The organism is Pseudomonas sp. FW305-25 (assembly GCF_017351415.1).
GTDB lineage: Bacteria > Pseudomonadota > Gammaproteobacteria > Pseudomonadales > Pseudomonadaceae > Aquipseudomonas > Aquipseudomonas chlororaphis.
Map to the genome: position 1 here is coordinate 24376 of NZ_JACNDE010000023.1, position 25692 is coordinate 50067.

General features: G+C 64.9%; 25 protein-coding genes. 12 read left to right on the forward strand and 13 right to left on the reverse strand.

Features of this window, described 5'->3' with window-relative positions; all coding sequences use genetic code 11:
• The first annotated feature begins 93 nt into the window (after positions 1-93).
• On the forward strand, positions 94-990 hold the full coding sequence (locus tag J4E58_RS20545; RefSeq protein WP_007928902.1) for a neutral zinc metallopeptidase: 897 nt from the start codon (positions 94-96) through the stop codon (positions 988-990).
• On the forward strand, positions 990-1976 hold the full coding sequence (locus tag J4E58_RS20550) for a hypothetical protein (RefSeq protein ID WP_087091909.1): 987 nt from the start codon (positions 990-992) through the stop codon (positions 1974-1976). The genes J4E58_RS20545 and J4E58_RS20550 overlap by 1 nt, the downstream gene beginning before the upstream one ends.
• Before the next feature lie 111 nt (positions 1977-2087).
• Here the strand turns inward: J4E58_RS20550 and J4E58_RS20555 are convergent, their stop codons facing one another.
• The 3 genes from J4E58_RS20555 to J4E58_RS20565 form a co-directional block, all read right to left on the reverse strand.
• Positions 2088-2681: an HAD family hydrolase gene (locus J4E58_RS20555; protein ID WP_087091908.1), complete on the reverse strand. Its 594-nt coding sequence runs from the start codon at positions 2679-2681 to the stop codon at positions 2088-2090.
• Entirely contained in the window at positions 2678-3547 is an 870-nt protein-coding gene (tesB, locus tag J4E58_RS20560; RefSeq protein WP_007928905.1) for an acyl-CoA thioesterase II, read from the reverse strand. Before tesB ends, J4E58_RS20555 begins: the two co-directional genes overlap by 4 nt.
• Positions 3548-3648: 101 nt before the next feature.
• A complete protein-coding gene (locus J4E58_RS20565; protein ID WP_007928906.1) occupies positions 3649-4218 on the reverse strand; it encodes a GNAT family N-acetyltransferase in 570 nt (189 codons plus the stop codon).
• 74 nt (positions 4219-4292) lie between these two features.
• Between J4E58_RS20565 and J4E58_RS20570 the strand changes: the two genes are divergently transcribed.
• Both J4E58_RS20570 and J4E58_RS20575 read left to right on the forward strand, forming a co-directional pair.
• Positions 4293-5213: a histone deacetylase gene (locus tag J4E58_RS20570; RefSeq protein ID WP_007928907.1), complete on the forward strand. Its 921-nt coding sequence runs from the start codon at positions 4293-4295 to the stop codon at positions 5211-5213.
• A gap of 746 nt (positions 5214-5959) precedes the next feature.
• The gene (locus J4E58_RS20575; RefSeq protein ID WP_087091907.1) at positions 5960-7201 is read left to right on the forward strand and encodes a TIGR03862 family flavoprotein; all 1242 of its coding nucleotides are present in this window, start codon (positions 5960-5962) and stop codon (positions 7199-7201) included.
• Positions 7202-7379: 178 nt separating this feature from the next.
• On the opposite strand, the gene J4E58_RS20580 is transcribed toward J4E58_RS20575, so the two are convergent.
• Positions 7380-8714 carry a DEAD/DEAH box helicase gene (locus J4E58_RS20580; RefSeq protein WP_009045762.1) on the reverse strand — a complete coding sequence of 445 codons (1335 nt, stop codon included), beginning with the start codon at positions 8712-8714 and terminating at the stop codon, positions 7380-7382.
• 213 nt (positions 8715-8927) lie between these two features.
• Between J4E58_RS20580 and J4E58_RS20585 the strand changes: the two genes are divergently transcribed.
• Positions 8928-9383, forward strand: a complete 456-nt coding sequence (locus J4E58_RS20585) for a hypothetical protein (RefSeq protein ID WP_087091906.1) — start codon at positions 8928-8930, stop codon at positions 9381-9383.
• A 69-nt stretch (positions 9384-9452) separates the two neighbouring features.
• On the opposite strand, the gene yedA is transcribed toward J4E58_RS20585, so the two are convergent.
• Positions 9453-10367 carry a drug/metabolite exporter YedA gene (gene yedA / locus J4E58_RS20590; protein WP_087091905.1) on the reverse strand — a complete coding sequence of 305 codons (915 nt, stop codon included), beginning with the start codon at positions 10365-10367 and terminating at the stop codon, positions 9453-9455.
• Between the two features lie 161 nt (positions 10368-10528).
• On the opposite strand from yedA, the gene J4E58_RS20595 reads away from it, so the two are divergent.
• Positions 10529-10981 carry an Lrp/AsnC family transcriptional regulator gene (locus tag J4E58_RS20595; protein ID WP_087091904.1) on the forward strand — a complete coding sequence of 151 codons (453 nt, stop codon included), beginning with the start codon at positions 10529-10531 and terminating at the stop codon, positions 10979-10981.
• Between the two features lie 123 nt (positions 10982-11104).
• Here J4E58_RS20595 and J4E58_RS20600 read toward each other — a convergent pair whose 3' ends face one another.
• The 3 genes from J4E58_RS20600 to J4E58_RS20610 form a co-directional block, all read right to left on the reverse strand.
• Positions 11105-11716: a PolC-type DNA polymerase III gene (locus J4E58_RS20600; RefSeq protein WP_087091903.1), complete on the reverse strand. Its 612-nt coding sequence runs from the start codon at positions 11714-11716 to the stop codon at positions 11105-11107.
• A gap of 32 nt (positions 11717-11748) precedes the next feature.
• Entirely contained in the window at positions 11749-12228 is a 480-nt protein-coding gene (locus tag J4E58_RS20605) for an NYN domain-containing protein (RefSeq protein ID WP_007929138.1), read from the reverse strand.
• A gap of 137 nt (positions 12229-12365) precedes the next feature.
• A complete protein-coding gene (locus J4E58_RS20610) occupies positions 12366-13148 on the reverse strand; it encodes a DUF2076 domain-containing protein (RefSeq protein WP_007929140.1) in 783 nt (260 codons plus the stop codon).
• Between the two features lie 179 nt (positions 13149-13327).
• Here J4E58_RS20610 and J4E58_RS20615 point away from each other — a divergent pair, with 179 nt between their 5' ends.
• Positions 13328-13987, forward strand: coding sequence for a hypothetical protein (locus J4E58_RS20615; protein WP_087091902.1), 660 nt, complete (start codon positions 13328-13330; stop codon positions 13985-13987).
• A 90-nt stretch (positions 13988-14077) separates the two neighbouring features.
• On the forward strand, positions 14078-15157 hold the full coding sequence (locus J4E58_RS20620; protein WP_087091901.1) for an endonuclease/exonuclease/phosphatase family protein: 1080 nt from the start codon (positions 14078-14080) through the stop codon (positions 15155-15157).
• A gap of 132 nt (positions 15158-15289) precedes the next feature.
• On the opposite strand, the gene hrpB is transcribed toward J4E58_RS20620, so the two are convergent.
• Positions 15290-17821: an ATP-dependent helicase HrpB gene (gene hrpB / locus J4E58_RS20625; protein ID WP_087091900.1), complete on the reverse strand. Its 2532-nt coding sequence runs from the start codon at positions 17819-17821 to the stop codon at positions 15290-15292.
• A 117-nt stretch (positions 17822-17938) separates the two neighbouring features.
• Between hrpB and J4E58_RS20630 the strand changes: the two genes are divergently transcribed.
• Positions 17939-18358 carry a polyribonucleotide nucleotidyltransferase gene (locus J4E58_RS20630; RefSeq protein ID WP_087091899.1) on the forward strand — a complete coding sequence of 140 codons (420 nt, stop codon included), beginning with the start codon at positions 17939-17941 and terminating at the stop codon, positions 18356-18358.
• 31 nt (positions 18359-18389) lie between these two features.
• Positions 18390-19286: a cation diffusion facilitator family transporter gene (locus J4E58_RS20635; RefSeq protein WP_087091898.1), complete on the forward strand. Its 897-nt coding sequence runs from the start codon at positions 18390-18392 to the stop codon at positions 19284-19286.
• On the opposite strand, the gene J4E58_RS20640 is transcribed toward J4E58_RS20635, so the two are convergent.
• Positions 19280-20287 (reverse strand): DUF6515 family protein, encoded by a 1008-nt coding sequence (locus J4E58_RS20640; RefSeq protein WP_087091897.1) that lies wholly within the window; start codon positions 20285-20287, stop codon positions 19280-19282. The genes J4E58_RS20635 and J4E58_RS20640 overlap by 7 nt on opposite strands.
• Positions 20288-20730: 443 nt before the next feature.
• Between J4E58_RS20640 and J4E58_RS20645 the strand changes: the two genes are divergently transcribed.
• Together J4E58_RS20645 and J4E58_RS20650 are read left to right on the forward strand one after the other, a co-directional pair.
• Entirely contained in the window at positions 20731-21210 is a 480-nt protein-coding gene (locus J4E58_RS20645; RefSeq protein WP_009045772.1) for an Lrp/AsnC family transcriptional regulator, read from the forward strand.
• Positions 21211-21423: 213 nt separating this feature from the next.
• Positions 21424-21633, forward strand: coding sequence for a DUF2788 domain-containing protein (locus tag J4E58_RS20650; RefSeq protein WP_007927060.1), 210 nt, complete (start codon positions 21424-21426; stop codon positions 21631-21633).
• On the opposite strand, the gene J4E58_RS20655 is transcribed toward J4E58_RS20650, so the two are convergent.
• The 3 genes from J4E58_RS20655 to J4E58_RS20665 form a co-directional block, all read right to left on the reverse strand.
• Positions 21628-22269, reverse strand: coding sequence for a pseudouridine synthase (locus tag J4E58_RS20655; protein WP_053262786.1), 642 nt, complete (start codon positions 22267-22269; stop codon positions 21628-21630). The genes J4E58_RS20650 and J4E58_RS20655 overlap by 6 nt on opposite strands.
• Before the next feature lie 70 nt (positions 22270-22339).
• A complete protein-coding gene (amn, locus tag J4E58_RS20660) occupies positions 22340-23812 on the reverse strand; it encodes an AMP nucleosidase (RefSeq protein WP_162270017.1) in 1473 nt (490 codons plus the stop codon).
• A 165-nt stretch (positions 23813-23977) separates the two neighbouring features.
• Complete coding sequence (locus tag J4E58_RS20665) at positions 23978-25627, reverse strand: acyl-CoA dehydrogenase family protein (RefSeq protein ID WP_062824498.1); 1650 nt, start codon at positions 25625-25627, stop codon at positions 23978-23980.
• Positions 25628-25692 lie beyond the last annotated feature (65 nt).

Here is a 25692-nt window from a genome sequence, read left to right on the forward strand (position 1 = left end):
ATGGTAGCGTGCATGCAAAAGGCTGACGACCGGACTGGCGTCTGCCCTACTCACCAGCAACACTGATCAGCAAATTAGAACGAGGATTCACCCATGCTTTGGAAGAAAGGACGGCGCAGCGACAACGTGGTGGATGCTCGCGATGACAGTGGCGGCGGTGGAGGCGGCGGTCTGCGCTTTGGCGGTGGCAAGGGCCTGAGCCTGACCGCCATCATCCTGATCGTCGGCATCGGCTGGGTCACTGGCCAGGACCCGCTGCAAATCCTCGGGCAACTCGCCGGGCAGATGGACCAGTCCTCGGCGCCCGCCACCACCCAGCAGACCCGCCAGGCGCCGCCGGCCAACGACGAGCAGGCGGAATTCGTGCGCTCCATCCTCGGCGACACCGAAGACACCTGGGGCCAGATCTTCCAACAGGCCGGACGCGCCTATCAGCAACCCAAGCTCATTCTGTTCCGTGGCCGGGTGAACTCCGCCTGCGGATCGGCGACCTCCGCCACCGGCCCGTTCTACTGCCCGGCCGACCAGCAGGTGTACCTGGACATGGACTTCTTCCGCGAGATGGACCAGCGCTTCTCGGCCGCCGGCGACTTCGCCCAGGCCTACGTGATCGCCCACGAAATCGGCCACCACGTACAGACCCTGCTCGGCGTCTCGGCGAAGATCCAGGCGGCCCGCCAACAAGGCCGGCAGATGGAAGGCGACGGCGGCCTGCTGGTGCGCCAGGAACTGCAGGCCGACTGCCTGGCGGGTGTCTGGGCCAACCATGCGCAGAAACGCTTGAACTGGCTGGAGCCGGGGGATATCGAAGAAGCCCTGAACGCCGCCAATGCCATCGGTGACGACCGCCTGCAACAGCAAGGCCAGGGCCGCGTGGTACCGGACTCCTTCACCCACGGCAGCTCGGCGCAACGGGTACGCTGGTTCAAGGCCGGTTTCACTCAAGGCCAAGTCGGCCAATGCGACACCTTCGCGGCGAAGAGTCTGTAATGCGCCGGGTACTGGTGCTGCTCACGTTATGGATGATCTGCGCCGGCGTGCAGGCAGCGGAAAATGGCGTCAAGACGATCAGCCCCGCGCGGCTGAACCTCGAAGGCGGCGAACTGGCCATCGGCCTGAGCCAGGACTGGCAGCGGCCGCTGCCCGAGGTCCAGCGGGCGCTGATCATTGTCCACGGGCGCCTGCGTAACGCCCAGACCTACCTGCAAAGCGCCGAACAGGCCGCCAGCCAGGCCGGGCAAAGTGCGTCCACCCTGGTGGTCGCCCCGCAGTTTCTCAACCAGAGCGATATCGAGCGTCACCAACTACCCGGTTCGCTGCTGCGCTGGCAGGGCAATGACTGGATGGCCGGCGAGCCGTCCAGCGGGCCCAGGGCGGTCAGTTCCTATGCGGTGCTGGACGCGATCATCACGCGGCTGAGCGATCGCCAGCAGTTCCCGTCCCTGACCGAGATCGTCATCGCCGGCCACTCCGGTGGCGCCCAGGTGGTGCAGCGTTTCGCCCTGCTCGGCCAGCATCATCCGAGCCTGGAGGATGACGGCATCAAGCTGCGCTATGTCATCGCCAACCCGTCGTCCTATGCCTACTTCGACGAGCAGCGCCCGGTGAAGGTCGATGCCGGCGCGTGCCCCGGTTTCAACCACTGGAAGTACGGCCTGCTCAAGCTGCCGGCCTACGCCGCCGGCCAGACCGCGCAGCAGTTGGAACAGAGTTACGTCAAGCGCGATATCACCTACCTGCTGGGCAAACAGGACACCGACCCGCACCACCCGGCGCTGGACACCAGCTGCGCCGCCGAGGCCCAGGGCGCCTACCGCTTGATTCGCGGGCACAACTATTTCAACTACCTGAAACAGCGCCATCCCCAGGGACTGCAACAGCAATTGATCGAAGTGCCCGGGGTCGGGCATGACGGCGACAAGATGTTCACTTCGCCCGAGGGGCAGAAGGCATTGTTCGGCCAGCAGGCACAGTGAAATCAGCAATGACGCTATCGCGGGCAAGCCTCGCTCCTACAGATTCGTTGTCGTACCCGGCAGAGGGCTACACCGCAGATCCGTAGGAGCGAGGCTTGCCCGCGATGCTTTTTAAGCCAGCACCATCCGCCGCAGCGCGCGGCAATCCTCGGCATGCCAGTCGGCCAGCTCCGGCCACGGGTTATCCGGCAGGTTGACCAGCACCGTGTGGGTGCCCGCCGCGCGACCGCAATCAAGGTCGAAGCGGTAGTCGCCGACCATCACCATTTCGGCGGGCGCCACCGCCCAGGCCGCGGCCAGCTTCAGCAAGCCGCCCGGGTGAGGCTTGGGTGGCGCTTCGTCGCGCCCCAGCACGTCCTCGACGGCAAAGCAGTCGGCCAGGCCGATGGCCTCCAGGGTGACATGGGCCAGCTCCCGCGCATTGCGGGTCAGGATGCCCAGGCGATAGCCCCGCGCCGCCAGCTCCCGCACCAGTTCCACCGCCCCTGGCGCCGGGCGCGAACCCAGCGCCAGGTCGCGTTCGTGCTCCAGCAGCCAGGCGTGTTTCGCCGCGGCTTCGGCGGCGGGTAAGGCCGCGAGGTGGGTCAGGATGTCGTGCTCCGGCGGGATCCCCAGCGCTTCGCGGATGGCCGCGAAATCATGCACGGCCACCGTCAGGGTGCCGTCCATGTCGAACACCCAATGCCGCACCTCGGCCAGGCTCATGCCCAGTCCTTGCGGTGGCGGATCAGGCCTTCCTGGGTCACCGACGCCACCAGCTGGCCGGCGCGGTTGAACACGCTGCCACGGGAGAAACCGCGGGAATTGCCGGCCCACGGGCTGTCCATGGCATACAGCAGCCAGTCGTCGGCGCGCAGGTCGGCATGGAACCACAAGGCGTGGTCGAGGCTGGCGACCTGCATGTCCTTCTGCCACACCGACTTGCCGTGGGGCAGCATCGAGGTGGTCAGCAGGCCGAAGTCCGAGGCGTAGGCCAGCAGGTATTTATGCAGCGCGGGAATGTCCGGCAGGCTGCCGTCGGCGCGGAACCAGACGTATTTGATCGGGTCCGCCGGCTGCGGGTTGTAGGGGTCTTTCTCGGTGACCGGGCGCACTTCGATGGGCTTGGGGCACAGCAGTTTCTCGCGCATGTGCTCAGGGATCAGGTGCGCACGCTGCTGGGTGATCTCCAGCTCCGACGGCAGGTTTTCCGGGCCGACCACCTGGGGCATGGTGTCCTGGTGCTCGAAGCCTTCCTCGTCGTACTGGAACGAGGCGCTGCAGGTGAAGATCGGGTTGCCCTTCTGGATCGCCGTCACCCGGCGGGTGCTGAAACTGCCGCCATCGCGTACCCGATCGACCTGGTACACCACCGGCAACGCCGCGTCGCCCGGGCGCAGGAAATAACCGTGCAGCGAATGCACATGGCGGGCCTCTTCGACAGTCTGGCTGGCCGCGGACAGGGACTGACCCAATACCTGGCCGCCGAACAGCTGGCGGAAACCCAGGTCCTGGCTGCGACCGCGAAACAGGTTTTCCTCGATCGGTTCCAGGGTCAACAGGTCGACCAGATCATCCAACACGTGGCTCATTCAGACTCTCCTCACACAGAGCAATGCCGCGCAGTCTTCGCTGCTGCGGTCGATTCAATCGGGTTCACACACATGGGCACACTCCAGATGCCCCCGACCTGCTATCCATGCAAGGTTTCCAACCATTGTTCGCGGTTGATGCGATACAGCACATGATGACGCAGCGGATGCTCGCTGCCGAGCTTTGGGTGATCGAAATCGTCATGCGCAGCGTGTTGCATGCCGATGGCCTGCATGACTTTCTGCGACGGCAGGTTGCTGGTGGTGGTGAAGGCGACGATCTCCTTCAGGGCCAGGCGATCGAAACCACAGCGCAGCGCGGTCCAGGCCGCTTCGCTGGCATAGCCCAGGCCCCAGTGCTCGCGCGCCAGGCGCCAGCCGATTTCCACCGCCGGGGTGAACGGCGCCTCGAAGCCCACCACGCCCAGCCCGGTAAAACCGATAAAGGCCCCGGTATCCTTGCGCTCCAGCGCCCACGTGCCAAAACCGTGCTCGGCGAAATGCCCACGGATCCGACCGATCAGCGCGGCGCTTTCCAGGCGGCTCAGGGGGGCCGGAAAGTAACGCATCACTTGCGGATCGGCACACATCGCCGCGAACGCCGGCAAATCCTCGTCGCGCCACTGGCGCAACAGCAGTCGAGCACTTTCGAGTTGCAGTATCGGCTCCATCGTCCCCTCCATTTCCATGCGTGCCAGTCTACATCGCTGGTAGGATCCTTTTCGGATTCCTACATGAAATTGCCATGCCACTGCCGCTGATCTACCACGAAGACTACAGCCCTGAGTTCCCGGCGGAGCACCGCTTCCCCATGGACAAGTTTCGCCTGCTGCGCGACCACTTGGTGGACAGCGGCCTGACCCGCGATGCCGACCTGCTGCGCCCGGAGCTGTGCCCCAGGGAAATTCTCGCCCTGGCCCACGACCCTGGGTATATCGAACGCTATATGGCCGGCGAGTTGTCGCGGGAAGACCAGCGGCGCCTCGGCCTGCCCTGGAACGAAGCCCTGGCCCGGCGCACCGTGCGCGCCGTCGGCGGCTCGTTGCTGGCCGCCGAACAGGCCCTGGAGCATGGCCTGGCCTGTCACCTGGCAGGCGGTACCCATCACGCCCACTACGACCACCCGGCGGGCTTCTGCATCTTCAACGACCTGGCGGTGATCAGCCATTACCTGCTCGAAGCGGGTCGGGTCGGCCGGGTGCTGATCTTCGACTGCGACGTGCACCAGGGCGACGGCACCGCGCGGATTCTCGAACATACCCCGGATGCCGTGACTGTCTCGCTGCACTGCGAAAAAAACTTCCCGGCGCGTAAGGCCAGCAGCGACTGGGACATCCCCCTGCCGATGGGCATGGGCGACGCCGACTACCTGAAGGTGGTCGACGATGCCCTCAATTACCTGCTGCCGCTGTACCAGCCGGACCTGGTGCTGTACGACGCCGGGGTGGATGTGCACCAGGACGATGCCCTGGGTTACCTGAAGCTGACCGACCAGGGCGTCGCCGCCCGCGACGAACAGGTGATGCGCCATTGCCTGGGCCGCGATATCCCGGTGCTCGGGGTGATCGGCGGCGGCTACAGCAAGGATCGCCAGGCCCTGGCCCGGCGCCACGGCATCCTGCACCACAGCGCGCAACGGGTATGGACGTCATTGGGTTGCCATTGAAAAATGAGCGCCGCCGCATCATCAGGTTGTCATCAAAAGCTGGGCGTCTTACCCCCAACCGCTGTGGAGCCGCTTGTGGATAACCTGCGCGTAAGCCGCTGCACGCCAGGCAATACAAGCCCTCCAGCCAACTGCTCATTTTTCGACCAACACCTGTAGCCGCTGCCGCAGGCGGCGATCGACCGGAACGCTCGCTGGCGTCGGCACTGGTGCTTGAGGTCCTGCGGACCTGTCGCAGCCTGCGGCAGCGGCTACGGAAATGGGGCCTGTCGCGTCATCAGGTTGTCATCAAAAGCTGGGCGTCTTACCCCCAACCGCTGTGGAGCCGCTTGTGGATAACCTGCGCGTAAGCCGCTGCACGCCAGGCAATACAAGCCTTCCAGCCCACTGCTCATTTTTCGACCAGCACCTGTAGCCGCTGCCGCAGGCGGCGATCGACCGGAACGCTCGCTGGCGTCGGCACTGGCGCTGGAGGTCCTGCGGACCTGTCGCAGCCTGCGGCAGCGGCTACAAAAACCTTCATCAGGCGGTCATGAAATTGTGAGCGCCTTACCCCCAATCTCTGTGGAGCGGCTTGTGGATAACCTGAGTGCAAGGGTCTGCAGGCCATGCCGTACAAGCCCTGCAGAGCACTGAACGTTTTTTGATCAACCCCCTGCATAAGCCGCTGCGGGACGCATGGAGCATTGGCGACGGGCCGGCCTCGGGTAGAATGCCTGGCTTATTCCGCCACGCCGCCGCCCGCCATGACCTTATCCAGCACCACCCTGCCCCATCACGTCGCCATTATCGGTGGCGGCCCCGCCGGCTTGATGGCGGCCGAGGTGCTGAGCCTGGCGGGCCTGCGCGTCGATCTCTACGACGGCATGCCATCGGTAGGCCGCAAGTTCCTGCTGGCCGGGGTCGGCGGCATGAACATCACCCATTCCGAGGCCTACCCGGCCTTCCTCTCGCGTTATGCCGAACGGGCCCCACAGATTGCCCCGCTGTTGCGCGAGTTCGGCAGCGAGGCGTTGTGCCAATGGATTCACGGCCTGGGCATCGAGACGTTCGTCGGCAGCTCGGGCCGGGTATTCCCCACCGACATGAAAGCCGCGCCGCTGCTGCGCGCCTGGCTCAAGCGCCTGCGCGATGCCGGCGTGGTTATCCACACCCGTCATCGCTGGCTCGGCTGGAATGTCGATGGCAGCCTGCGCATCCACAGTCCGGAAGGCGAAAAATCGGTTCAGGCCGACGCCGTGTTGCTGGCGCTGGGTGGCGGCAGCTGGTCGCGCCTGGGTTCGGATGGCGCCTGGATGCTGCCGCTGGAGCAGCGCGGCGTGCAACTGGCGCCCCTGCAACCGAGCAACTGCGGGTTCGAGGTGCAGGACTGGAGCGATCTGCTGCGCAGCAAGTTCGCCGGTGCCCCGCTGAAGAACGTGGCCATTGGCCTGAACGACGACATACCCCGCCTCGGCGAGTGCGTGATCACCACCACCGGGATCGAGGGCAGCCTGATCTACGCGCTGTCGGCGCCGATTCGCGAGGCAATCAACGAGCACGGCACCGCCACGGTGCATATCGACCTGTTGCCGGGCAAACCCCATGACCGGATCCAGGCCGCGCTGAGCAAGCCACGGGGCTCGCGCTCCATGGCCAAGCACCTGCACAGCCAGCTGGGCATCGATGGGTTAAAAGCCGCGCTCTTGCGTGAGCTGACCAGCGCCGACTGCTTCGCCGACTCGGCGCTGCTGGCCAAGGCGATCAAGGCCCTGCCGTTGACCCTGGTGAAAACCCGGCCCCTGGACGAAGCCATCAGCAGCGCCGGCGGCGTGACGTTCGAGGCCATGGACCAACGCCTGATGCTCAAGCAATTGCCCGGCGTGTTCTGCGCCGGGGAGATGCTCGACTGGGAGGCGCCCACCGGCGGCTACCTGCTCACCGCGTGTTTCGCCAGCGGGCGGGCAGCGGGGTTGGGGATGCTCGAGTGGTTGCGGGAAAAGGCCTGAACCCGGCCTACGCCCTGTAGCCGCTGCCGAGCGAAGCGAGGCTGCGAACGGCCGCGCAGCGGCCGCCAAAGCAAACGACCCGGCTTCTCCAGGAGAACCGGGTCGTTTGGTTTTACGAGGACTGCGTCCTCGATCGCAGGCTGCGCCAGCGGCTACAGGGGCGGTGTTGGCCTCTGGCTTACGGCTTGCGCTTGCGCGGCCCGGTGTTGAACGCCGGCACCTTGCGCACCGGTTTCACCGCCGGGGCTTCGGCCACTTCGCCGCTGTCCACCCACTTGCCCAGGTTGCGCTTGCCGCCACCGCCGGAAGTCTTGGGTTTCTTCGGCTTTTTCGGCTTCTTGATCACCTGGCCGCTGGCGTCGGTTTCCGGCACCCGGTGCTCCGGAATGAAGTCCGGTTCGTCATGACGCTTGAGGGTCTGGCGGGTCAGCATCTCGATGGCCGACAGCAGGTTCACTTCATCGGCGCACACCAGCGAGATCGCCTCACCGGTGGAGCCGGCGCGGCCGGTGCGGCCGATGCGGTGGATGTAATCCTCGGCGACGATCGGCAGGTCGAAGTTGACCACCAGCGGCAAGTCCTCGATGTCCAGGCCACGGGCCGCGACATCGGTGGCCACCAGGATCTGGATCTCGCTGGCCTTGAAGCGGTCCAGCGCCCGCTGGCGGGTGGCCTGGGGCTTGTCGCCATGGATGCCGTCGGCGTTCACGCCCTGGCCCTGCAGCCTTTCCACCAGCGCGTCCACGCCGTTGCGGGTCTTGGCGAACACCAGCACCTGCTTCCAGCGGTTCTTGCGCAGCAGGTGGCTGAACAGCTCCGGCTTGCGCTTCTTGTCCACCGTCACCACCCATTGCTTGACGGTGTTGGCGGCAACGTTGCGCGGGCTGACTTCGATGCTCAGCGGGTCGTTGAGCATCTGCCCGGCCAGCAGGCGGATGTCATCGGAGAAGGTCGCGGAGAACAGCAGGGTCTGACGCTTTTTCGGCAGGGCGCGATAAATGTTCGCCAGCTCTTCGGAAAAGCCCAGGTCGAGCATGCGGTCGGCTTCGTCCAGCACCAGGGTCTGCAACTGGTTGAACTTCAGCGCGTTCTGGCGAAACAGATCGAGCAGGCGGCCCGGCGTGGCCACCAGCAGGTCAACGCCGCCGCGCAGCTTCATCATTTGTGGATTGATGCTGACGCCGCCGTATACCGCGTAAGTGCGCAGCGGCAGGTTCTCGGCGTACTGGCGCACCGCTTCGTGCACCTGTTCAGCCAGTTCGCGGGTCGGCACCAGAATCAGGGCGCGCACCGAGTTGGCGGTGACTTTCGGCCCTTCCATGGCCAGCAACTGCAACAGCGGCAAGGCGAAGCCGGCGGTCTTGCCGGTGCCGGTCTGGGCCGCGGCCATCAGGTCGCGACCGCCCAGCACCGCCGGAATGGCTTGCGCCTGTACCGGTGTCGGGGTCTGGTAGCCAAGCGTTTCGAGGGCGCGCAGCAAGGGTTCGATCAGGCCAAGAGTGGCGAATGTCATGGGGATACCGTAGGGAGATTGTCAGCGCAGGTGTGCAATGGGCGGCAGTTTACCCTAATTCAGGCGGGTTTCTTTGGGCTGACGAGTTGTCCCGCAACAGGTCGCCAGCTGGCGGGCAGGAAGAATGCGGGTGGACGCGCCTTGAGATACGGGAGGAGAATTCAGCCCCTTTTTTCCCTATCGCATCTTTGAAGATCCAGGAGCCTGACCTGTATGGATACCCCCAACCCCTTCCAGACACCGACCGCCGAATTGCAGACTCCGGCGGCGACTGCGCCATTGCGCCTGTACAGCATCAACGCTGTCGGCCTTGCCACCTTCCTCGGCACTTCCGTGGCGGGGTCCTACATGATCGCCGCCAACCTCAAGGCGCTCGGCCGTGAAAGCGAAGTGAAGAAGGCCTGGTACATCGGTATCGGCCTACTCATCCTGATGACGGTGCTGGGCGCGGTGCTGCCGGAAAGCGTTCCAGCCGTGGTCTTCGTACTGCCACCGATTTTTGCGATGAACACCTACGCACGCCAGCTCTTCGGTCCGGTCGTCATCGAACACAAACTCAGCAAGGGGCCTTTCTTCTCGTTGTGGCGCGTCGCCGGGATCAGCCTGCTGTTCATGCTGGCCTTCGTCGTGGCGCTGATACCGCTGGTGATGCTGTTCAACCCGGCCTGATTACGACTGGCTGGAACAAAAAACGCCGGGCAATGCCCGGCGTTTTTGATCGTGCGCCAACCGGTCACTTCAAGCGGTGGCTTCTTCCTGTATCGCGGCGGCTTTTGGCTTGCGCCACTGCGGCAGGCCAATCAACACCACGGCACTGATGATCACCACCATCGCCAGCGCCTCCTCCAGGCCGATGGTCTCGCCGACAAACACGATCCCCAGCAGCACCGCTACCGCCGGGTTGACGTAGGCATAGCTGGTGGCCGCCGCCGGACGCACATGCTTGAGCAAGTACATGTAGGCGTTGAAGGCGATGATCGAGCCGAAACCGATCAGGTACGCCAGGGCTGCCCAGCCTTCGATCGGCGGAACGGCGGCCAGTTGCTCGCCGCTCAACCAGCTACCGATCAGCAGCACCACGCCGCCCACCAGCATCTCGACGGCACTGGCCATCGCCCCTTGCGGCAACGGCAGGTGCTTGCTCCACACCGAACCGAAGGCCCAGGCCGCCGCCGCGAATACCAGCAAGGCCGCGCCGGTCGGGCTCGACTGCAGGTTGGAACCGAGGTTGAGCATGGCGATACCGATCAGCCCGAGGACGATCCCGGCCCATTCCAGGCGAGTGTTGCGCGCGCCCCAGAAGTAACCGCACAGCAGGGTGAACAACGGCACCGTGGCCACCGCCAGGGCCGCCACTCCGGACGCCACGCCCATGTGTTCGGCGACAGTGACCGCGCCATTGCCGCAACTCAGCAGCAGGATGCCGATCACCCCCGCCGCCCGCCATTGCGCCCAGGTCGGCGCCGGCGCCCCGCGCCAACGCAGGAAGCCGTACATCAGGCTGCCGGCGATCACGAAACGGATGCCGGCGAGCATCAACGGTGGCCAGTATTCGACACCGATACGGATCACCAGGTAGGTCGACCCCCAGATCACGTACAACGCAAAAAAGGCGGCAATCAGGGGCAAGGGAAAACGGCGTAGGCCAGGCATGGGAAGCTCGAAGACAGGACGAGGGAGAGGGTTATTCTAGAAAGCCGGCCGGCGGAACTTAAGTTACAAAACCTGTTTAAAGCATCGGTACACTTTTCAAAACATGGAGATTCTGGCTATAAACCATGCTTTCGAAAGTCGCTGAGTTTGGGAGCCTTATCATGGATAAATATGACCGCATGCTCCTCGCCGCCCTGCTGGAAAATGGCCGGGCGAGCTACGCCGAGCTGGCGCGCAAGGTGAATCTCTCCGCCCCCGCCGTGGCCGAACGGGTGGCCAAACTCGAAGCCAGCGGAGTGATCACCGGTTACCAGGCCAAGGTCGACCTGGCCAAGCTCGGGCTGCCGATCCAGTGCGTGATCGAACTGCGCATGGCCCAGCACGGCAATCAGAAGGCCTACGACGAACTGAGCCGGATCCCGCAGCTCACCGAATGCCAGCGGGTCACCGGCGATCCGTGCGTGATCATGCGCGCCGCCGTCAGCTCGATGCCGGAGCTGGAAGAACTGATCAACCGCGTGGCGAAGTACGGGTTCAGCAAGACTTCGATCGTGCTCTCCAGCGCCATCGAACAGCGCGTGCCGCTGGGGCATCTGGAGAGCAACGGCAAGTGAACCCAGCCAGCACCGACTGTAGCCACTGCCACAGGCTGCGATAAGGCTCGAAGAGCCTTCCGAGACCCTCAAGAGCGCGTCTCCTTCGGAGCCGATCGCAGCCTTCGGCAGCGGCTACAGGAGTCAGGTGTCGCGATGGCGCTTGAGGTGTTCGCCGATCTTGGCGGCCGGCACTTTCTGCAATTTGCACAGGAAATCGTGGGACAGCTCGCGCAGCCCGTGTTTCTGTCGCAGCTCCAGCGCCAGGTGGGCGGTGAGGTTGGCGGCCATTTCCGCATCGGCCATGGCCCGGTGAGCCTGGCCGGTATGGGGCAGGCTGGCGAACGTGGTGAGGGTGCCGAGCTTGTGGTTGGGCGCCGCCGGCATCAGCCGTCGCGCCAGCAACAGGGAACAGGCGAAGTTCTGCAAGCGGGTGCGCTTGATCCGGCCGAGTTCGTAGTCCCAGAACTTCTGGTCGAACGCAGCGTTGTGCGCCAGCAGCGGCGTGGTGCCGACGAACTCGTTGACCTCGTTCATCACCTGCTCGGCCGGCGGTGCGCCGCGCAGCATGGCGTTGCTGATGCCGGTCAGTTGTTCGATGAAGGCCGGCACCCGCACGCCGGCGTTCATCAGGCTCTGGTAACGCTCGACGATGCGCCCCTGCTCAAGGATCACCACGGCGATTTCCGTGGCCCGGCAACTGCTGCTCGGGGAGATCCCGGTGGTTTCAAAGTCGATGACTGCGATGCGTTCCAAACCTGTCCAGCTCCGTACAAAAAATAGTCAGCTCAGCTTTTGAGCAGTAGCGCGCCTTCGATCGGCACGTAGCGCGTGGCCGCGCGAATCAGCGAATTGGCGGTCAGCCCCGGCACGCCATAGGCCACCGCTTCGACGCCATGCTTGCTGATGATGCGCTCGAGCAACAGGTCGAAATCGCCGTCGCCAGAGGCCAGCACCACTTCGTCGACATGGGCCGCGGCGTCCATGATGTCGATGGTGATACCCACGTCCCAGTCGCCCTTGGCCGAGCCGTCGCTGCGCTGGATATAGGGTTTGAGTTTTACCGTGAAGCCCAGGTTGCGCAGGATCTGCTGGAACTGCTGCTGCTTGCTGTCGCCCCGGTCGATCGCATAGGCGTAGGCCTCGACTATCTGCCCCTGCTGGCTGATATCGGCCCACAGGGCGGCATAGTTGAAGTGGCAGCCATAGGCCTGGCGCACGGTGTAATAGAGATTCTGGACATCGGCGAACACAGCGATTTTTTTCACCGCTTATCCTCATGGCGCTCACGCGCGCGAACTGGGCCGGGACTCAAACCCTGAAAAGTCGCCCAGTATGCCAGCCAGAAGGAAGGTTCCGCGAATAATCGGTCCGGGGCGCTGTTGCGTTCCGGACCGATGGCGGATCAGACGAAGGAATCGTCGTCGGAAAAGAACGAGCTGTCGTCGTTGCCGTAGTCGGCATCGCTGAAACCACCCTGGTCGTTGTTGCCCCAGGAGTCGTTGTTGGCCATGCGCTGCTCGTCATTGCCCCAGCCACCCGCGTTGTCGCTGGCGGGCGCCGGTTCTTCCTTGATCACTTCGACGATTTCCTGCGGCTGCTGGTTGCCGTGGAACAGGCTGCTGAGGCCTTGCGCCAGCATCACGCCACCCGCCACGCCGGCGGCGGTTTTCAGCGCGCCGCCGAGGAAGCTGCTGCCAGCCGCGGCCGGAGCCTGCTGGGGTGGCGCGGCGTAGTTCTGCTGGGGATAGCTCTGTTGAGGGTAGTTCTGCTGCGGCTGCGGGTTGAACGCCGGCCGCGCCGGTTCGCGCCAGCCACCGCCGGACGAGGCCGGAGCGCTTTGCGTCGGCGCCGGCTGCGGATCGCGGGAACCGCTGCCGAAGATGCTCGAAAGGAAGCCGCCACCGCTGCTGGGCGCCGGCGCCGCGGCCTGGGATCTGGCCTGCTGCAGCTCGGCCTGCAGTTGCTGGACTTGCTGGGTGAGTTGCTTGTTCTGCTCGTCGAGGCTCTTGATTGCCGCCTCTTGCACCAGAATCGCCTGGGTCATGAAATACCCGGCGGCAGGCTGCCGGGTCAGATGCTCCTTGATCCGCGCCTCGGCCTGGGCGTCGCGCGGGGCTGAATCCTTCTCGGCTTGCTGCAACCGTGAAAACAGTCCATCGATCAGGGTTTGCTCTTCGCTGTTCATGGCGACCTCTTTAGATTGCCGGTAAAAAACGGGGCCTTGTCGTCATGCACAAGGTGCAACCAGTAATGGGGCTGCCCAGCGAGCTTTCAATGGCCTTTACCTAACGTTTACGTTTGCTCGCCCCGGGGCTGCATCGGTTAAAGTGTCCAACCGCTTTTTGTGATCTGCGATAACCACTGATGAATCCGTTAACCGTTCTGCGCGACTCCCTGTACTTCTGCCAGCGCAACCTGGGCCGTATCGTCCAACTGTGCCTGCCGCTGGTGGTCCTCGAAGCGCTGCTACAGCAGGCGGTCGACAGCTCGCTGGGCCCCGAGGCCTTTCCCGGCTACAGCGTGATCGTCGGCCTGTTGATCTACCCGCTCTACACCGGGGTACTGATCCTGTTCCTCGATGCCCGCAGCCGTGGCGAATCGCCATTGGCCCGCGACCTGCTCGCCGCGACCGTCAGCCTGTGGCCACGCTTTGCCTTGCTGACCGCCATCAACACCCTGCTGATCCTGCTGGGCCTGTCGCTGTATTTCCTGCCCGGGCTGTGGCTGATGGTGACCCTGGCCTTCGCCGAATACCTGCTGGTGCTCAAGGGCCTGCAACCGCTGGCCGCGATCAAGGAAAGCTTCCGCCTGACCCGCGGACACTTCCTGCGGATCCTGGTCTGCATCCTGGCCGTGATGGCCCCGCTGTGGGTGCTCAAGGGCGCCAGCCTGGCGGCGTACCCCGAGCCGGGTCCGATGCTGTCGCTGCTGATCGAAAGCGCCCACAGCTTCCTGCAGTTGTTCACCAGCGTGGTGGTATTTCGCCTGTTCATGCTGATCGGCGACTCGCCTGACCGGCAATGACCCCGGGGGGCCGACCGCTCTACCCCTTGGGCCGCGGCCCCGCTCTCGGTTATGCTCGGGCTCAATCCAGCAACGCCATAAGCCGAGCCGATGCCCCGTCTATTTCGCTTCATCCTCCTGGGCCTGCTGATCAGCGCAGGCCTGTTGTCAGCCCTGGTCTACAGCCTGACCTGGCGCCCCGACGCCAAGGAGCCGCTGCCGGTCGCCTGCACGGGCAAGGTGCCCAGCCTGGTGCCGGGCCAGGCGCTGAAGGTGATGACCTGGAACGTGCAATACCTGGCAGGCAAGCGCTACGTGTTCTGGAACGACCAGGCCCGGGGGCCGGACGAGCGCCCGACCCCGGAAGACATGGCCTTCAGCCTGGACGAAGTGGCCCGGGTGATTCGCGATGAACAGCCGGACATCGTGCTGGTGCAGGAGCTGGACGACGGCGCCAAGGCCAGCGACTACCAGGACCAGCTCAAGCTGCTGCAGGAACGCCTGACCGACCTGTATCCCTGCAGCACACAGGCCTTCGACTGGAAGGCCGACTTCGTACCCTCCCCGCACATCTTCGGCAGCGTTGGCCGGCAACTGGCGACTTTGAGCCGCTACCGCATCGAACACGCCGAACGCCTGCAATTGCCGGTGCCCGAGGCCAATCTCCTCAGCCGCCAGTTCCAGCCGAAAAACGCCGTGCTGGTCAGTTACCTGCCGTTAAGCGACGGTGGGCAGATGGCGGTGCTCAACACCCATCTGGAGCGCGCGACGAAACCCGACGACACCCTGCAAGCCCAGGTGAACGCGGTCACCAGGATCCTCGACCGCTTCGAAGCCCGTGGTACGCCCTGGCTGATCGGCGGCGATTTCAGCCTGCTGCCCCTGGGCCAGTACCAGCGGCTCGCCCCCGAGCAACGCACGCCCTACTCCGCCGACAGCGCGCTGCACACGCTCTGGGACAAGTACCCGATGATTCCCACCAACAACGAGGCCAGCGGTATCGACCGCGCCCTGTGGCTGACCCACTACCCCAACGACCCGGCCCTGAGCGGCCCGGATCGCACCGTCGACTACCTGTTCCACAGCCCGCGGCTCAAGCGAGTCGAGGCCCAAGTACGGCAGGACGACACCCTGCGCATCTCCGACCACCTGCCACTGATCGCCCGCTTCCTGCTGCCCGCCGCACCGTAGCCGCTGCCGCAGGCTGCGATCGGCTTGGGCGGCATTCCGATGCAGCGGACGCAAAACCTGAGTCCTGACATGAACCGGGATGGCGAGCGCTACGCGCTCGATCGCCGCCTGCGGCAGCGGCTACACACTGGGTTACTTGCGCGGTTTGGCGCGGGCCGTGGCTTCGGCCACCAGCGGGTCGTCCGGCCAGTAGTGTTTCGGGTAACGGCCCTTGAGGTCCTTCTTCACCTCGGCGTAGGTGCTGCGCCAGAAGTTCGCCAGGTCCTGGGTGACCTGTACCGGCCGCCGCGCCGGGGACAGCAGGTGCAGCTTGACCACCTGCCGGCCACCGGCGATCCGTGGTGTTTCCGCCAGGCCGAACAGCTCCTGCAGACGCACCGCGAGAATCGGCGGTTGTTCACTGTAATCAAGGCGGATCGACGAGCCGGACGGCACCGTCAGGTGGTGCGGCGCCAGCTCGTCCAGGCGCTGCGGCAACGGCCAGGGCAGCAGGCTGTGGACAATGCTGGCCAGTTCCAGGTTGGCGAAGTGGCTGAGGCGCGAAACCTTGCCCAGGTACGGCAGCAGCCAGCTTTCCAGGCTCTTGAGCAGCGCCGCGTCACTGACGTCCGGCCACTGGCTTTCGCCCTTGGCCTCTAGATCGAGCTGGCGCAACAAGGCCACCCGGGCCTGCCACTGGCGCAGCTCCGGGGTCCAGGGCAACAGTTCCAGGCCCTTGCGCCGCACCAGATTGACCAGCGCCTGGCAGCGCGCCGCCTCGTCCAGGCCGGTCAGCGGCTCGCGGCTGAGCACCAGTTCGCCGACCTTGCGCTGGCGCTCGGCACGTAACACTCCTTCGCGCTCGTCCCAATCAAGCTGATCGACGCAGCGCACCTGCTCGGCCAGGACCGAGTCGAACAGCGCCGGGTCGAAATCCGCCGCCAGGTAGATGCGCTCTTCCCGCTGCCCCTGGCGACTGCCCAGGTCGGCGATCACCAGCCAGGGTTGCTTCATCAGGCTGTCGGTCTCGCTGAACAGCGCCGCGCGGCCGTTGGCCAGCCGGTATTCGGCGCCGCCGGGACGACGTTGCTGGGCGACCCGGTCCGGATAGGCCAGCGCCAGCAAGGCGCCCAGCCAGCGCGGGTGATCCGGGTCCGCCACCGCCTGGCTTGGCTGGCCGCGCAGATAACCACGGTACTGCCGGGCCAGCTGCCGAGCCCGCTGGACCCCGCCTTGGGCGCCACGGGCCGCGCGCTCTTCGCCGGACAGCACCACCAGGCGGCTATGCAAGTCGGCACCGCCGCCACGCAGGATGTCGCGCTCACCGAGCAAGGCGGCGACGTCGCAGGCCATATTCGCCAGCCCCAGGGCCTGGCCGCGCAACAGCAGATGGGCAATGCGCGGATGGGCCGGCAACTCGGCCATTGCCTGGCCATGGGGCGTCAGCTTGCAGTCCTCGCCAGCCGTGGCCGTCAGCGCTCCGAGGCGTTCGAGCAAGTCCTGGGCCTGGGCATAGGCCGCACCGGGCGGCACATCCAGCCACACCAGTTGCGCCGGTGTCACACCCCAGCGGGCCAGTTGCAGGGCCAGGCCCGCCAGGTCCGCCTGGAGAATCTCCGCGCTGCCATAGGCCGCCAGTTGTTCATGCTGGTCCTGGGACCACAGGCGATAGCACACGCCCGGCTCCAGGCGCCCGGCCCGACCGGCGCGCTGGGTGGCGCTGGCCCGGGAAATACGTTGGGTGTCGAGACGGGTCATGCCGCTGCCCGGGTCGAAACGCGGCACCCGCGCCAGCCCGGCATCGACCACCACGCGCACACCGTCGATGGTCAGGCTGGTCTCGGCGATATTGGTCGCCAGCACCACTTTGCGCTTGCCCGGCGGGGCCGGCTCGATGGCCGCGCGCTGCGCCGCCAGGTCCAGTTCACCGTGCAACGGACAGAGCAGAATCTCCGGGCGCTCGCCCAGGGCGTCGGCCAACTGCTGGTGCACCCGACGGATCTCGGCCTGCCCCGGCAGGAACACCAGGACGCTGCCGCTTTCATCGTTCAGCGCTTCAAGAACGGTCTGCACCAGCCGCGGCTCGATGAACTCGCCCGGCTGGAAGGGCCGCCCCCAGCACACATCGACCGGGAACATGCGGCCTTCGCTGCGCAGGATCGGCGCGTCGTCCAGCAGCCCGGCCAGACGCTCGCCTTCCAGGGTCGCCGACATCAGGAGGATTTTCAGCGGCTGCTCGTCGCGAAACAGATCGCGGCCATTGAGGCTCAAGGCCAGGGCCAGGTCGGCGTCGAGACTGCGCTCGTGGAATTCGTCGAAGATCAGCAAGCCGACGCCTTCCAGCGCCGGATCGTCTTGCAGGCGGCGGGTCAGGATCCCCTCGGTAACCACCTCGATGCGGGTGTTCGGGCCGACCTTGCTATCCAGACGGATACGGTAGCCCACGGTTTCGCCGACCTTTTCCCCCAGCTCGCTGGCCAGCCGTTCGGCCGCCGCCCGCGCCGCCAGGCGCCGTGGTTCGAGCATGAGAATGCGTTGTCCGGCCAGCCAGGGTTCGTTCAACAGGGCCAAAGGCACGCGGGTGGTCTTACCGGCGCCGGGCGGTGCTTCGAGCACGGCCTCGTGGCGTGTCGCCAGGGCTTCACGCAGGGCGGGTAAAACTTCATCAATTGGCAAAGAATTCATACTGGCTCCCAAACAGAGGCGCGAGTATAACGGCGAACTGCCTGGCGTTAATCACGGTCTGAATTCATACCGGCAACGCTTCAGCCTTGCTCTTTCGTGTCTGTTCAGGAGATTTACATGCGTATTCCTTTCCGCATCATCGGTAGCGTCCTGGTTGCCACCCTGCTGACTCAGCTCACCGCCTGCGGCTCGATCTTCTTCCCCGACCGGCGCGGCCAGATCGACGGCAAGATCGACCCGCTGGTAGCCGTGCTCGACGCCGTGGGCCTGCTGTTTTATGTGATCCCGGGGCTGATCGCCTTTGGCGTCGACTTCGCCACCGGCGCCATCTACCTGGAACCGGGCAAGACCGCGCAGGTCGACCCGCACAAGCTGCAGCAAGCCATAGGCGCCGACGGCCAGGTCGATAACCACAAGTTGCAGGCTATCCTCGAAAGCGAGCTGGGCCGCAGCTTCCCTCTGGACGATCCACGCCTGATCCAGCACAAGGGCAGCGCGCAGCAACTGGCCCTGTACGGTCTGCAACCGGCAGCCTGACCCTCGCGTTTCTTGAAGGAACAAGCCTTGTATGAGCAGTAGCCCGGAACACGCACGCCTGTTGCGCCTGGCCACCCGCGCCTCGCTGGCGGTGGCCAGTATCCTGATCGTGGCCAAGGCCATCGCCTGGTGGCTGAGCGGCTCGGTCAGCCTGCTGGCCGGCCTCACCGACTCGCTGCTCGATGGCGCCGCGTCGTTCCTCAACCTGCTGGCCGTGCATTACGCCCTGCGCCCGGCCGACGAAGACCACCGCTACGGCCACGGCAAGGCCGAATCGCTGTCGGGCATGGCCCAGGCGCTGTTCATCGCGGTGAGCGCGGTGCTGATCGGGGTACAGGCCGTCGAACGCTTGCAGAACCCGGAACCGCTGGGCGCGCCCTGGGTCGGTATCGGCGTGATGCTGTTGTCGCTGGCGCTGACCGTGGCGCTGCTGATGGTGCAACACCGGGTGATCCGCGAAACCGGCTCCACCGCGGTACGCGCCGACTCGCTGCACTATCGCTCCGACCTGCTGCTCAATGGCAGCATCCTGCTGGCGCTGGTGCTGGCCAGTTTCGGCTGGCAGCAACTGGACGCCTGGTTCGGCCTGGCGATTGCCGTCTACATCCTGTGGAGCGCGATCCAGATCGCTCGGGAAAGCGTGGCGGTGCTGATGGATGAGGAACTGCCGCCCGAGGTCAGCCAGCACATGCTGGAACTGGTATGCGCCGTGCCCGGGGTACTCGGTGCCCATGACCTGCGCACACGGATTTCCGGCAACCACTGGTTCGTGCAACTGCATCTGGAATTACCGGGGGAACTGACCCTCTCGGTGGCCCATGGCATCAGCGATCAGGCCGCCGAGGCGATTCATGCGGCCTATCCGCGGGCCGAGGTGCTGGTACACGCCGACCCGCAGGAAGCGGTGCTCGCCGCCCGGGCTCAGTAAGTCACCTGATAGCCGCGCGAGCTCAGGCAACCGCCCTGGGCCTGGCGGTAGGTCTGGACCACCTGCGGCGCCGGGGGATAGGTCATCGCCGCCGGGTCGAAGCCGCTCTGCTGCACCGCCCAGCGATAACAGTCGTAGCGGTCCTGATTGATCTGCTGCGGGCTCTGTCCGCTGACCGGGTAGGCCAGCACGTTGTAATCATTGCCGGCCTGCGGCGGCGGGCTGGCCACCGGCGGCTCGACCACCACGTACTGCTGGGTACTGGCCTCGTAGCTGTAGTAGGCACCCGCGGCCAGGAAGAACAGTGCGCTGCCGATCCACACCTCGCGCGCGTAGTCCGGCAGGTAGGCCACGCGAATCCCGTAGGGTGGGCGCACCACAACGTAACGCGGCCCCTCTGGGCGGTACCAATAGCCACCGGAGAAGTAATAGTCCCGGCCGCGATAAGGCACACGGTCATGCCGGTCCGGGAAGCGATCGATCACATAACCCGGCCGATATTGCGGGCCTGGCCCCCAGCCATTGCCACGACCCTCCGGACGGCCCGGCCAGCGATAGTCGTAGGGACGCGAGCCCGGCCCGCCGGCCTGCCAATGCGGGTTGTAGTCGTTACGGCGCGGGATGTCCTGGTAATAACCCTGGCGCGGTTCCTGGGTCTGGCGGACGGTATCGGGGCGGCCCTGGATCGGCAGGTTGGCGGACGGCTGTGCCTGTCGTCCCCGCCCTTGATCATTCGGCCCGTGGTTCTGCCAGCGCCCGTTCTCGACGTTGCGCTCGAACTGCTGGCTGTTGTCGCCGCGAATGATTTCAGTCTGCTGGCGCGGCGGCTGGTTTTCGCCGCGTCCCTGCCCCCTGCCCGGGTGCCCCTCGCCACCGCGCTGGCCGCCATCGGAGCCACCGCGACCGTCATTGCGGTTATCGCGGTCATCGGCGAGCACCTGCGCACTGACGCTCACACACAGCAAACCAACACCTGCCAAACGCCAGATGCGCGATTTCATGCTATTCCTCACTACGGATGGGGGCCTGTAGATAAGACTGGAAAAGCCCAGGCCGGTTCTGCCACAGGTTATCAGTCGCAACACTTATTTATTGAGGCGCCACGGGATATTTCCTGGCACGCAGGCAATAAAAAAGGGGGACCCGTCGGTCCCCCTTTGAGAATTTCGTCCGTGCTCGACGCTTATGGCGCCGGCTCACCTCACGCCGTCTTCTGGACAGTGTGTAGCCCGGGGGCCGGCTCAACCCTGTGGGATTGGCGGCCGCGGCAGGCCTGATTCGGCGGGCCGCAGTGGACTCTATGTCCGGGCAGTGATTCTGGTGATAAGAATAGGCCTGGCGCGCCGACAGAGGATTGCGAAGATTGCTCTAATAAACATGACTTGCGCAATTTTTAACTCAGGATAGATAATATTGCGCAATAGTTATTAAAAAGGCCTGCCCCATGAGCAAACTCGACCGATACGACCTCAGCATTTTGGCGGAATTGCAGCGCGACGCCCGCATCTCCAATCAGGAACTGGCCGAACGTATCGGCCTGTCGCCTTCGCCGTGTTCGCGTCGGGTCAAGCAACTGGAAGACGACGGCTACATTTCCCGCCAGGTCGCCCTGCTGGACCGCAAGATGCTCGGCCTGAGCCTGACCGCCTACGTGCTGATCGGCATGGACCGCCACACCCCCGAGCGTTTCGAGAACTTCGAGGCGGCGATCCGCAGCCTGCCGCAGGTCCTCGAATGCAGCCTGGTGACCGGGATGGACGCCGACTATCAGCTCAAGGTGGTGGTGCCGGACATGGATCACTACCAGAAACTGCTGCTGGGCCATCTGACCCGCATCGAAGGCGTGACCAGCGTACGCTCCAGCTTCGTGCTCAACCAGGTGCTCAACAGCACCGAACTGCCGCTGACTCACCTGCGCAACTGAGCGCTATCTCTTCTGTAGGAACGAGCTTGCTCGCGATAGAAATGTCCGGCCGCAACCGATGTCTGGCCTGGAATATTTATCGCGAGCAAGCTCGCTCCTACAAGGACATGCAGAGCCTGTGACGACGAAGCGCACCTGGATCAATGCCCGGTCGCGCCCCCTTGGCGTATACTCGCCCCCGCCTTTTAGCCTTGCCCGCGCTGGAGATGTTCGATGGATCCTGCAGTATTCGAAGAGTGGATGATGACCGGCCTGGTGACCATCCTGATCATTTTCATGGCCTTCATCGTCTGGGATCTGGCGAAGAAGTCCAAGGCCGGACGCTTCGGCTCGTTCATCCTGTTCTTCGTCCTGGGCCTGGGCGTGGCCGCGTTCATTATCAAGAGCGTGGTGATCGGCCTGATCGAATCCGGCGCTTTATAAGCGCGCCGGAACCTCCTTCCACTGGCCCTGGTCGAGCCCATCGATCGTCCAGTCGCCGATCCTGACCCGCACCAGGCGTAATGTCGGCAAGCCCACGGCGGCGGTCATGCGCCGCACCTGGCGATTGCGCCCTTCACGAATGATCAACTCCAGCCAACTGGTGGGCACGCTCTTGCGAAAGCGCACCGGCGGGTTGCGCGGCCACAGTTGCGGCTCTTCCAGCTGCCGGGCTTCGGCCGGTAGGGTCATGCCGTCATTCAACTCCACGCCATCACGCAGACGCTGCAATTGCTCGGCCGTGGGCTCCCCTTCTACCTGCACCCAATAGGTCTTGGCCAACTTGTGCCTGGGGTCGGCGATGCGCGCCTGCAACTGGCCGTCGTTGGTCAGCAGCAGCAAGCCTTCGCTGTCGCGGTCCAGGCGCCCGGCCGGGTAGATGCCGGGGATCGCGATGAAGTCCTTGAGGGTCGCCCGCCCTTCGCCGTCGCTGAACTGGGTCAGCACATCGAAGGGTTTGTTGAACAGGATCAGCTTCGGCTCGGCCGGTGGCGCCTTGGCAACACGGCGCGGCGCGGAAGACGACGAAGGACTCTTCACGCCAGGGCGGCGGGAAGCGGGACGAGGAGGACGAGACATGGCGAAAAGAACATCTAACGGTCAGGGCCGACCATGCTAGTGGCCCGACCGTTAAATGACCATCCCGCGATCAGCGGAACGGCGGCTCGTCGAAGCTGCGCAGCTTGCGCGAGTGCAGCGAGTTGAGCTCAGTGCGCAGCAGATCCACCGCGGCGATACCGATCTTCAGATGCTGGCTGACCGCGCGCTCATAAAAGGCGTTGGCCGAACCCGGCAGTTTGATTTCGCTGTGCAGCGGCTTGTCCGAGACACACAGCAAGGTGCCGTACGGCACCCGCAGGCGATACCCCTGGGCGGCGATGGTGCCGCTTTCCATGTCCACCGCCACGGCGCGGGACAGGTTGATCAGCGGACGCTCCTGGGCCCAGCGCAATTCCCAGTTACGGTCGTCGTAGGTCAGCACGGTGCCGGTGCGCAGGCGTTTTTTCAGGTCGTCGCCCTTCTCGCCAGTGACGTTGGCGGCGGCCTGCTGCAACGCCAGCTGCACTTCGGCCAGGGCCGGAATCGGAATGTTCGGCGGCACCACGCGATCGAGAATGCCGTCGCGACGCATGTAGGCGTGGGCCAGCACATAGTCACCGATGGTCTGCGACTGCCGCAGGCCGCCGCAGTGGCCGATCATCAGCCAGCAGTGCGGACGCAACACCGCCAAATGGTCGGTAATGTTCTTGGCGTTGGACGGGCCGACCCCGATGTTCACCAGGGTCACGCCGTGGCCGTCGCTGGCCAGCAGGTGATAAGCCGGCATCTGGTAGCGGTGCCAGACCACCCCAGCGGCGATCGACGAGGCTTCGCCGTGGTCCATGCCCTTCTCGATGATCACATTGCCCGGCAGGACCATGCGCACGAACCGCGGATCGCTGCGCAGCTGTTCAAGACCGTGGGTGATGAACTGGTCGACATAGCGGTGGTAGTTGGTCAGCAGGATCCACGGCTGCACATGGCGCCAGTCGCTGCCGGTGTAGTGCACCAGGCGGCGCAGGGAGAAATCCACCCGCGCGGCATCGAACAGCGCCAGGGGCAGCGGATTGGTGTTTTCCCAATCGTACAGCCCGTCGGCGATGCCATCGGTGGCGGCGGACAGGTCGGTGCTGGGGAACACCCGCGCCAGCACCGCGGCGGTGACGCCGGAACCGGCCAGTTCATCGCCCTGCTCGACCACGTACGGATACGGGATGTTCTGCTCGCTGACACCCACTTCCACGGTCACGGTGAAGTCGTGCATCAGAGGCACCAGCTGTTCCAGCAGGTACTTACGGAAGGCGGCGGGATGGGTGACCGTGACGCTGTAGGTGCCCGGCAACTGGACCTTGGCGTAGGCCCGGGTGGTCTGCGGGACTTCGCCCTGGCAGAGATAGGTCAGGCGCAATTCCGGGTAACGAAACAGGGCGCGCTGTTCGGCGTCCGGTTCGACACGATCCTTGAGGTAACGCTTGAGCGCCTGGCTCAGCGACGTGGTGGCCCGCTCATGCAAAGCGGCAAGCCGGTCCACGGCTTGCTCGGCGGTTTGAACGACAATAAAAGCTTCGGTCACGGTAAGCATCCTGTGTTCTGATCTTGCAGGCCTTCATCTTGCCTGCAACGCCGTCTCACGGGAACAGCGGAATATGCGTAGGAGCGAGCTTGCTCGCGAAAGATCTTTCAGGCCCCAGCCGATCGGTAGCCTGGACTATTTATCGCGAGCAAGCTCGCTCCTACAACAAACCAGTCAGAAGCCTGCCGGGGTCGAGCGCGCGACTATCGCTTCCACATCCAGCCCTCGCGGCAAGGTGCCGTAGACCCTTCCTGCCGAACCCAGGCGACTGGCGATAAAGGCATCGCTGACCACCGCATTGCCGGCTTCCAGCAACAGCTTGGCCTGCAGGCCCAGGGCGATGTCCTCGGTCAACTGGCGGGCGCGGTACTGAATGTCGTCGGTGTCCTGGAAGGCGCCTTTCAGGTTGGCGATATGCGCGGCCAGGCGCCTGTCGCCATGGCCATCGCCCAGCTCGGCGAACAGCACATCGAGCACGCCCGGCTCCTTGGACAAGGCGCGCAGCACATCCAGGCACTGCACGTTGCCGGAACCTTCCCAGGTCGAGTTGACCGGCGCTTCGCGGTACAGCCGCGGCAGAATGCTCTCCTCGACATAACCGGCGCCGCCCATGCACTCGGCGGCCTCGTTGATCATTGCCGGGGCCCGCTTGCAGATCCAGTATTTGCCCACCGCCGTCACCAGTCGCGAGAACATGGCTTCTTGCGGGTCATCCAGGTTATCCAGCGCGCGGCCCATGCGCAGGCTCAAGGCCAGCGCCGCCTCGCTTTCCAGCGCCAGGTCGGCCAGCACGTTCTGCATCAAGGGTTGCTCGCTGAGCACACGCCCGCCCACCAGCCGATGGGCACAATGATGGGCGGCCTGGGTCAGGGCCTGGCGCATCAGCGAGCTGGAACCGACCATGCAATCGAAGCGGGTCATGGCGACCATTTCGATGATGGTCGGCACGCCGCGTCCTTCTTCACCGATCATCCACGCCAGGGCCCCACGGAACTCCACTTCGCTGGAGGCATTGGAGCAGTTGCCGAGCTTGTTTTTCAGGCGCTGGATATAGAACTGGTTGCGGCTGTCGTCCGGACGATGGCGAGGCAACAGGAAGCAGGTCAGGCCTTTTTCGGTCTGGGCCAGGGTCAGGAAGGCGTCGCACATCGGCGCCGAACAGAACCATTTGTGGCCCACCAGTTCATAAGCCTGCCCCGGCCCCGTAGCGCCCACCGGATACGCCTTGGTGGTGTTGGCGCGCACATCGGTACCGCCTTGTTTCTCGGTCATCGCCATGCCGATGGTGACACCGGCCTTGTGGGCCATGCCGACATTGCGTGGGTCATATTCGGTGGCGAGGACTTTCGGCAGCCATTGTTCGGCGAGATCCGGCTGCAGCTTCAACGCCGGCACACAGGCGAAGGTCATGGTCAGCGGGCAACCGCTGCCGGCCTCGGCCTGGCTGTGCAGATAGGTCATGGCGGCGCGCGCGACATGCGCCCCGGATTGCGGATGAGCCCAGGGCAAGGACGTCAGGCCGTGCTCGATGGCGGTGCGCATCAGCTCGTGATACGCCGGATGAAACTCCACCAGGTCGAGGCGATGCCCGTAACGGTCATGGCTGGTGAACACCGGTTTGTTCTGGTTGGCCAGGAACCCCGCCTCCATCAGCGGCCCACCGGCCAGAGCACCGTAGGCGTCGATCCGCGCTTCGGCCCAACCAGCGCCGAAACGCCGTGCCCACTCCTGCAACGGCAGATCGATTCGATAGAGGTTGGTACCGTCCAGGGAAGGTGGCTGGTTGGTGACTTCGTGGGTCTCAGCGAACTGGTGCAGGTTCATGTCGGGGCTCCTTGAGGGGTGTGCCAGAACCTCAGTTAAGCACCCCCTCCCCACCGAACAAAGTG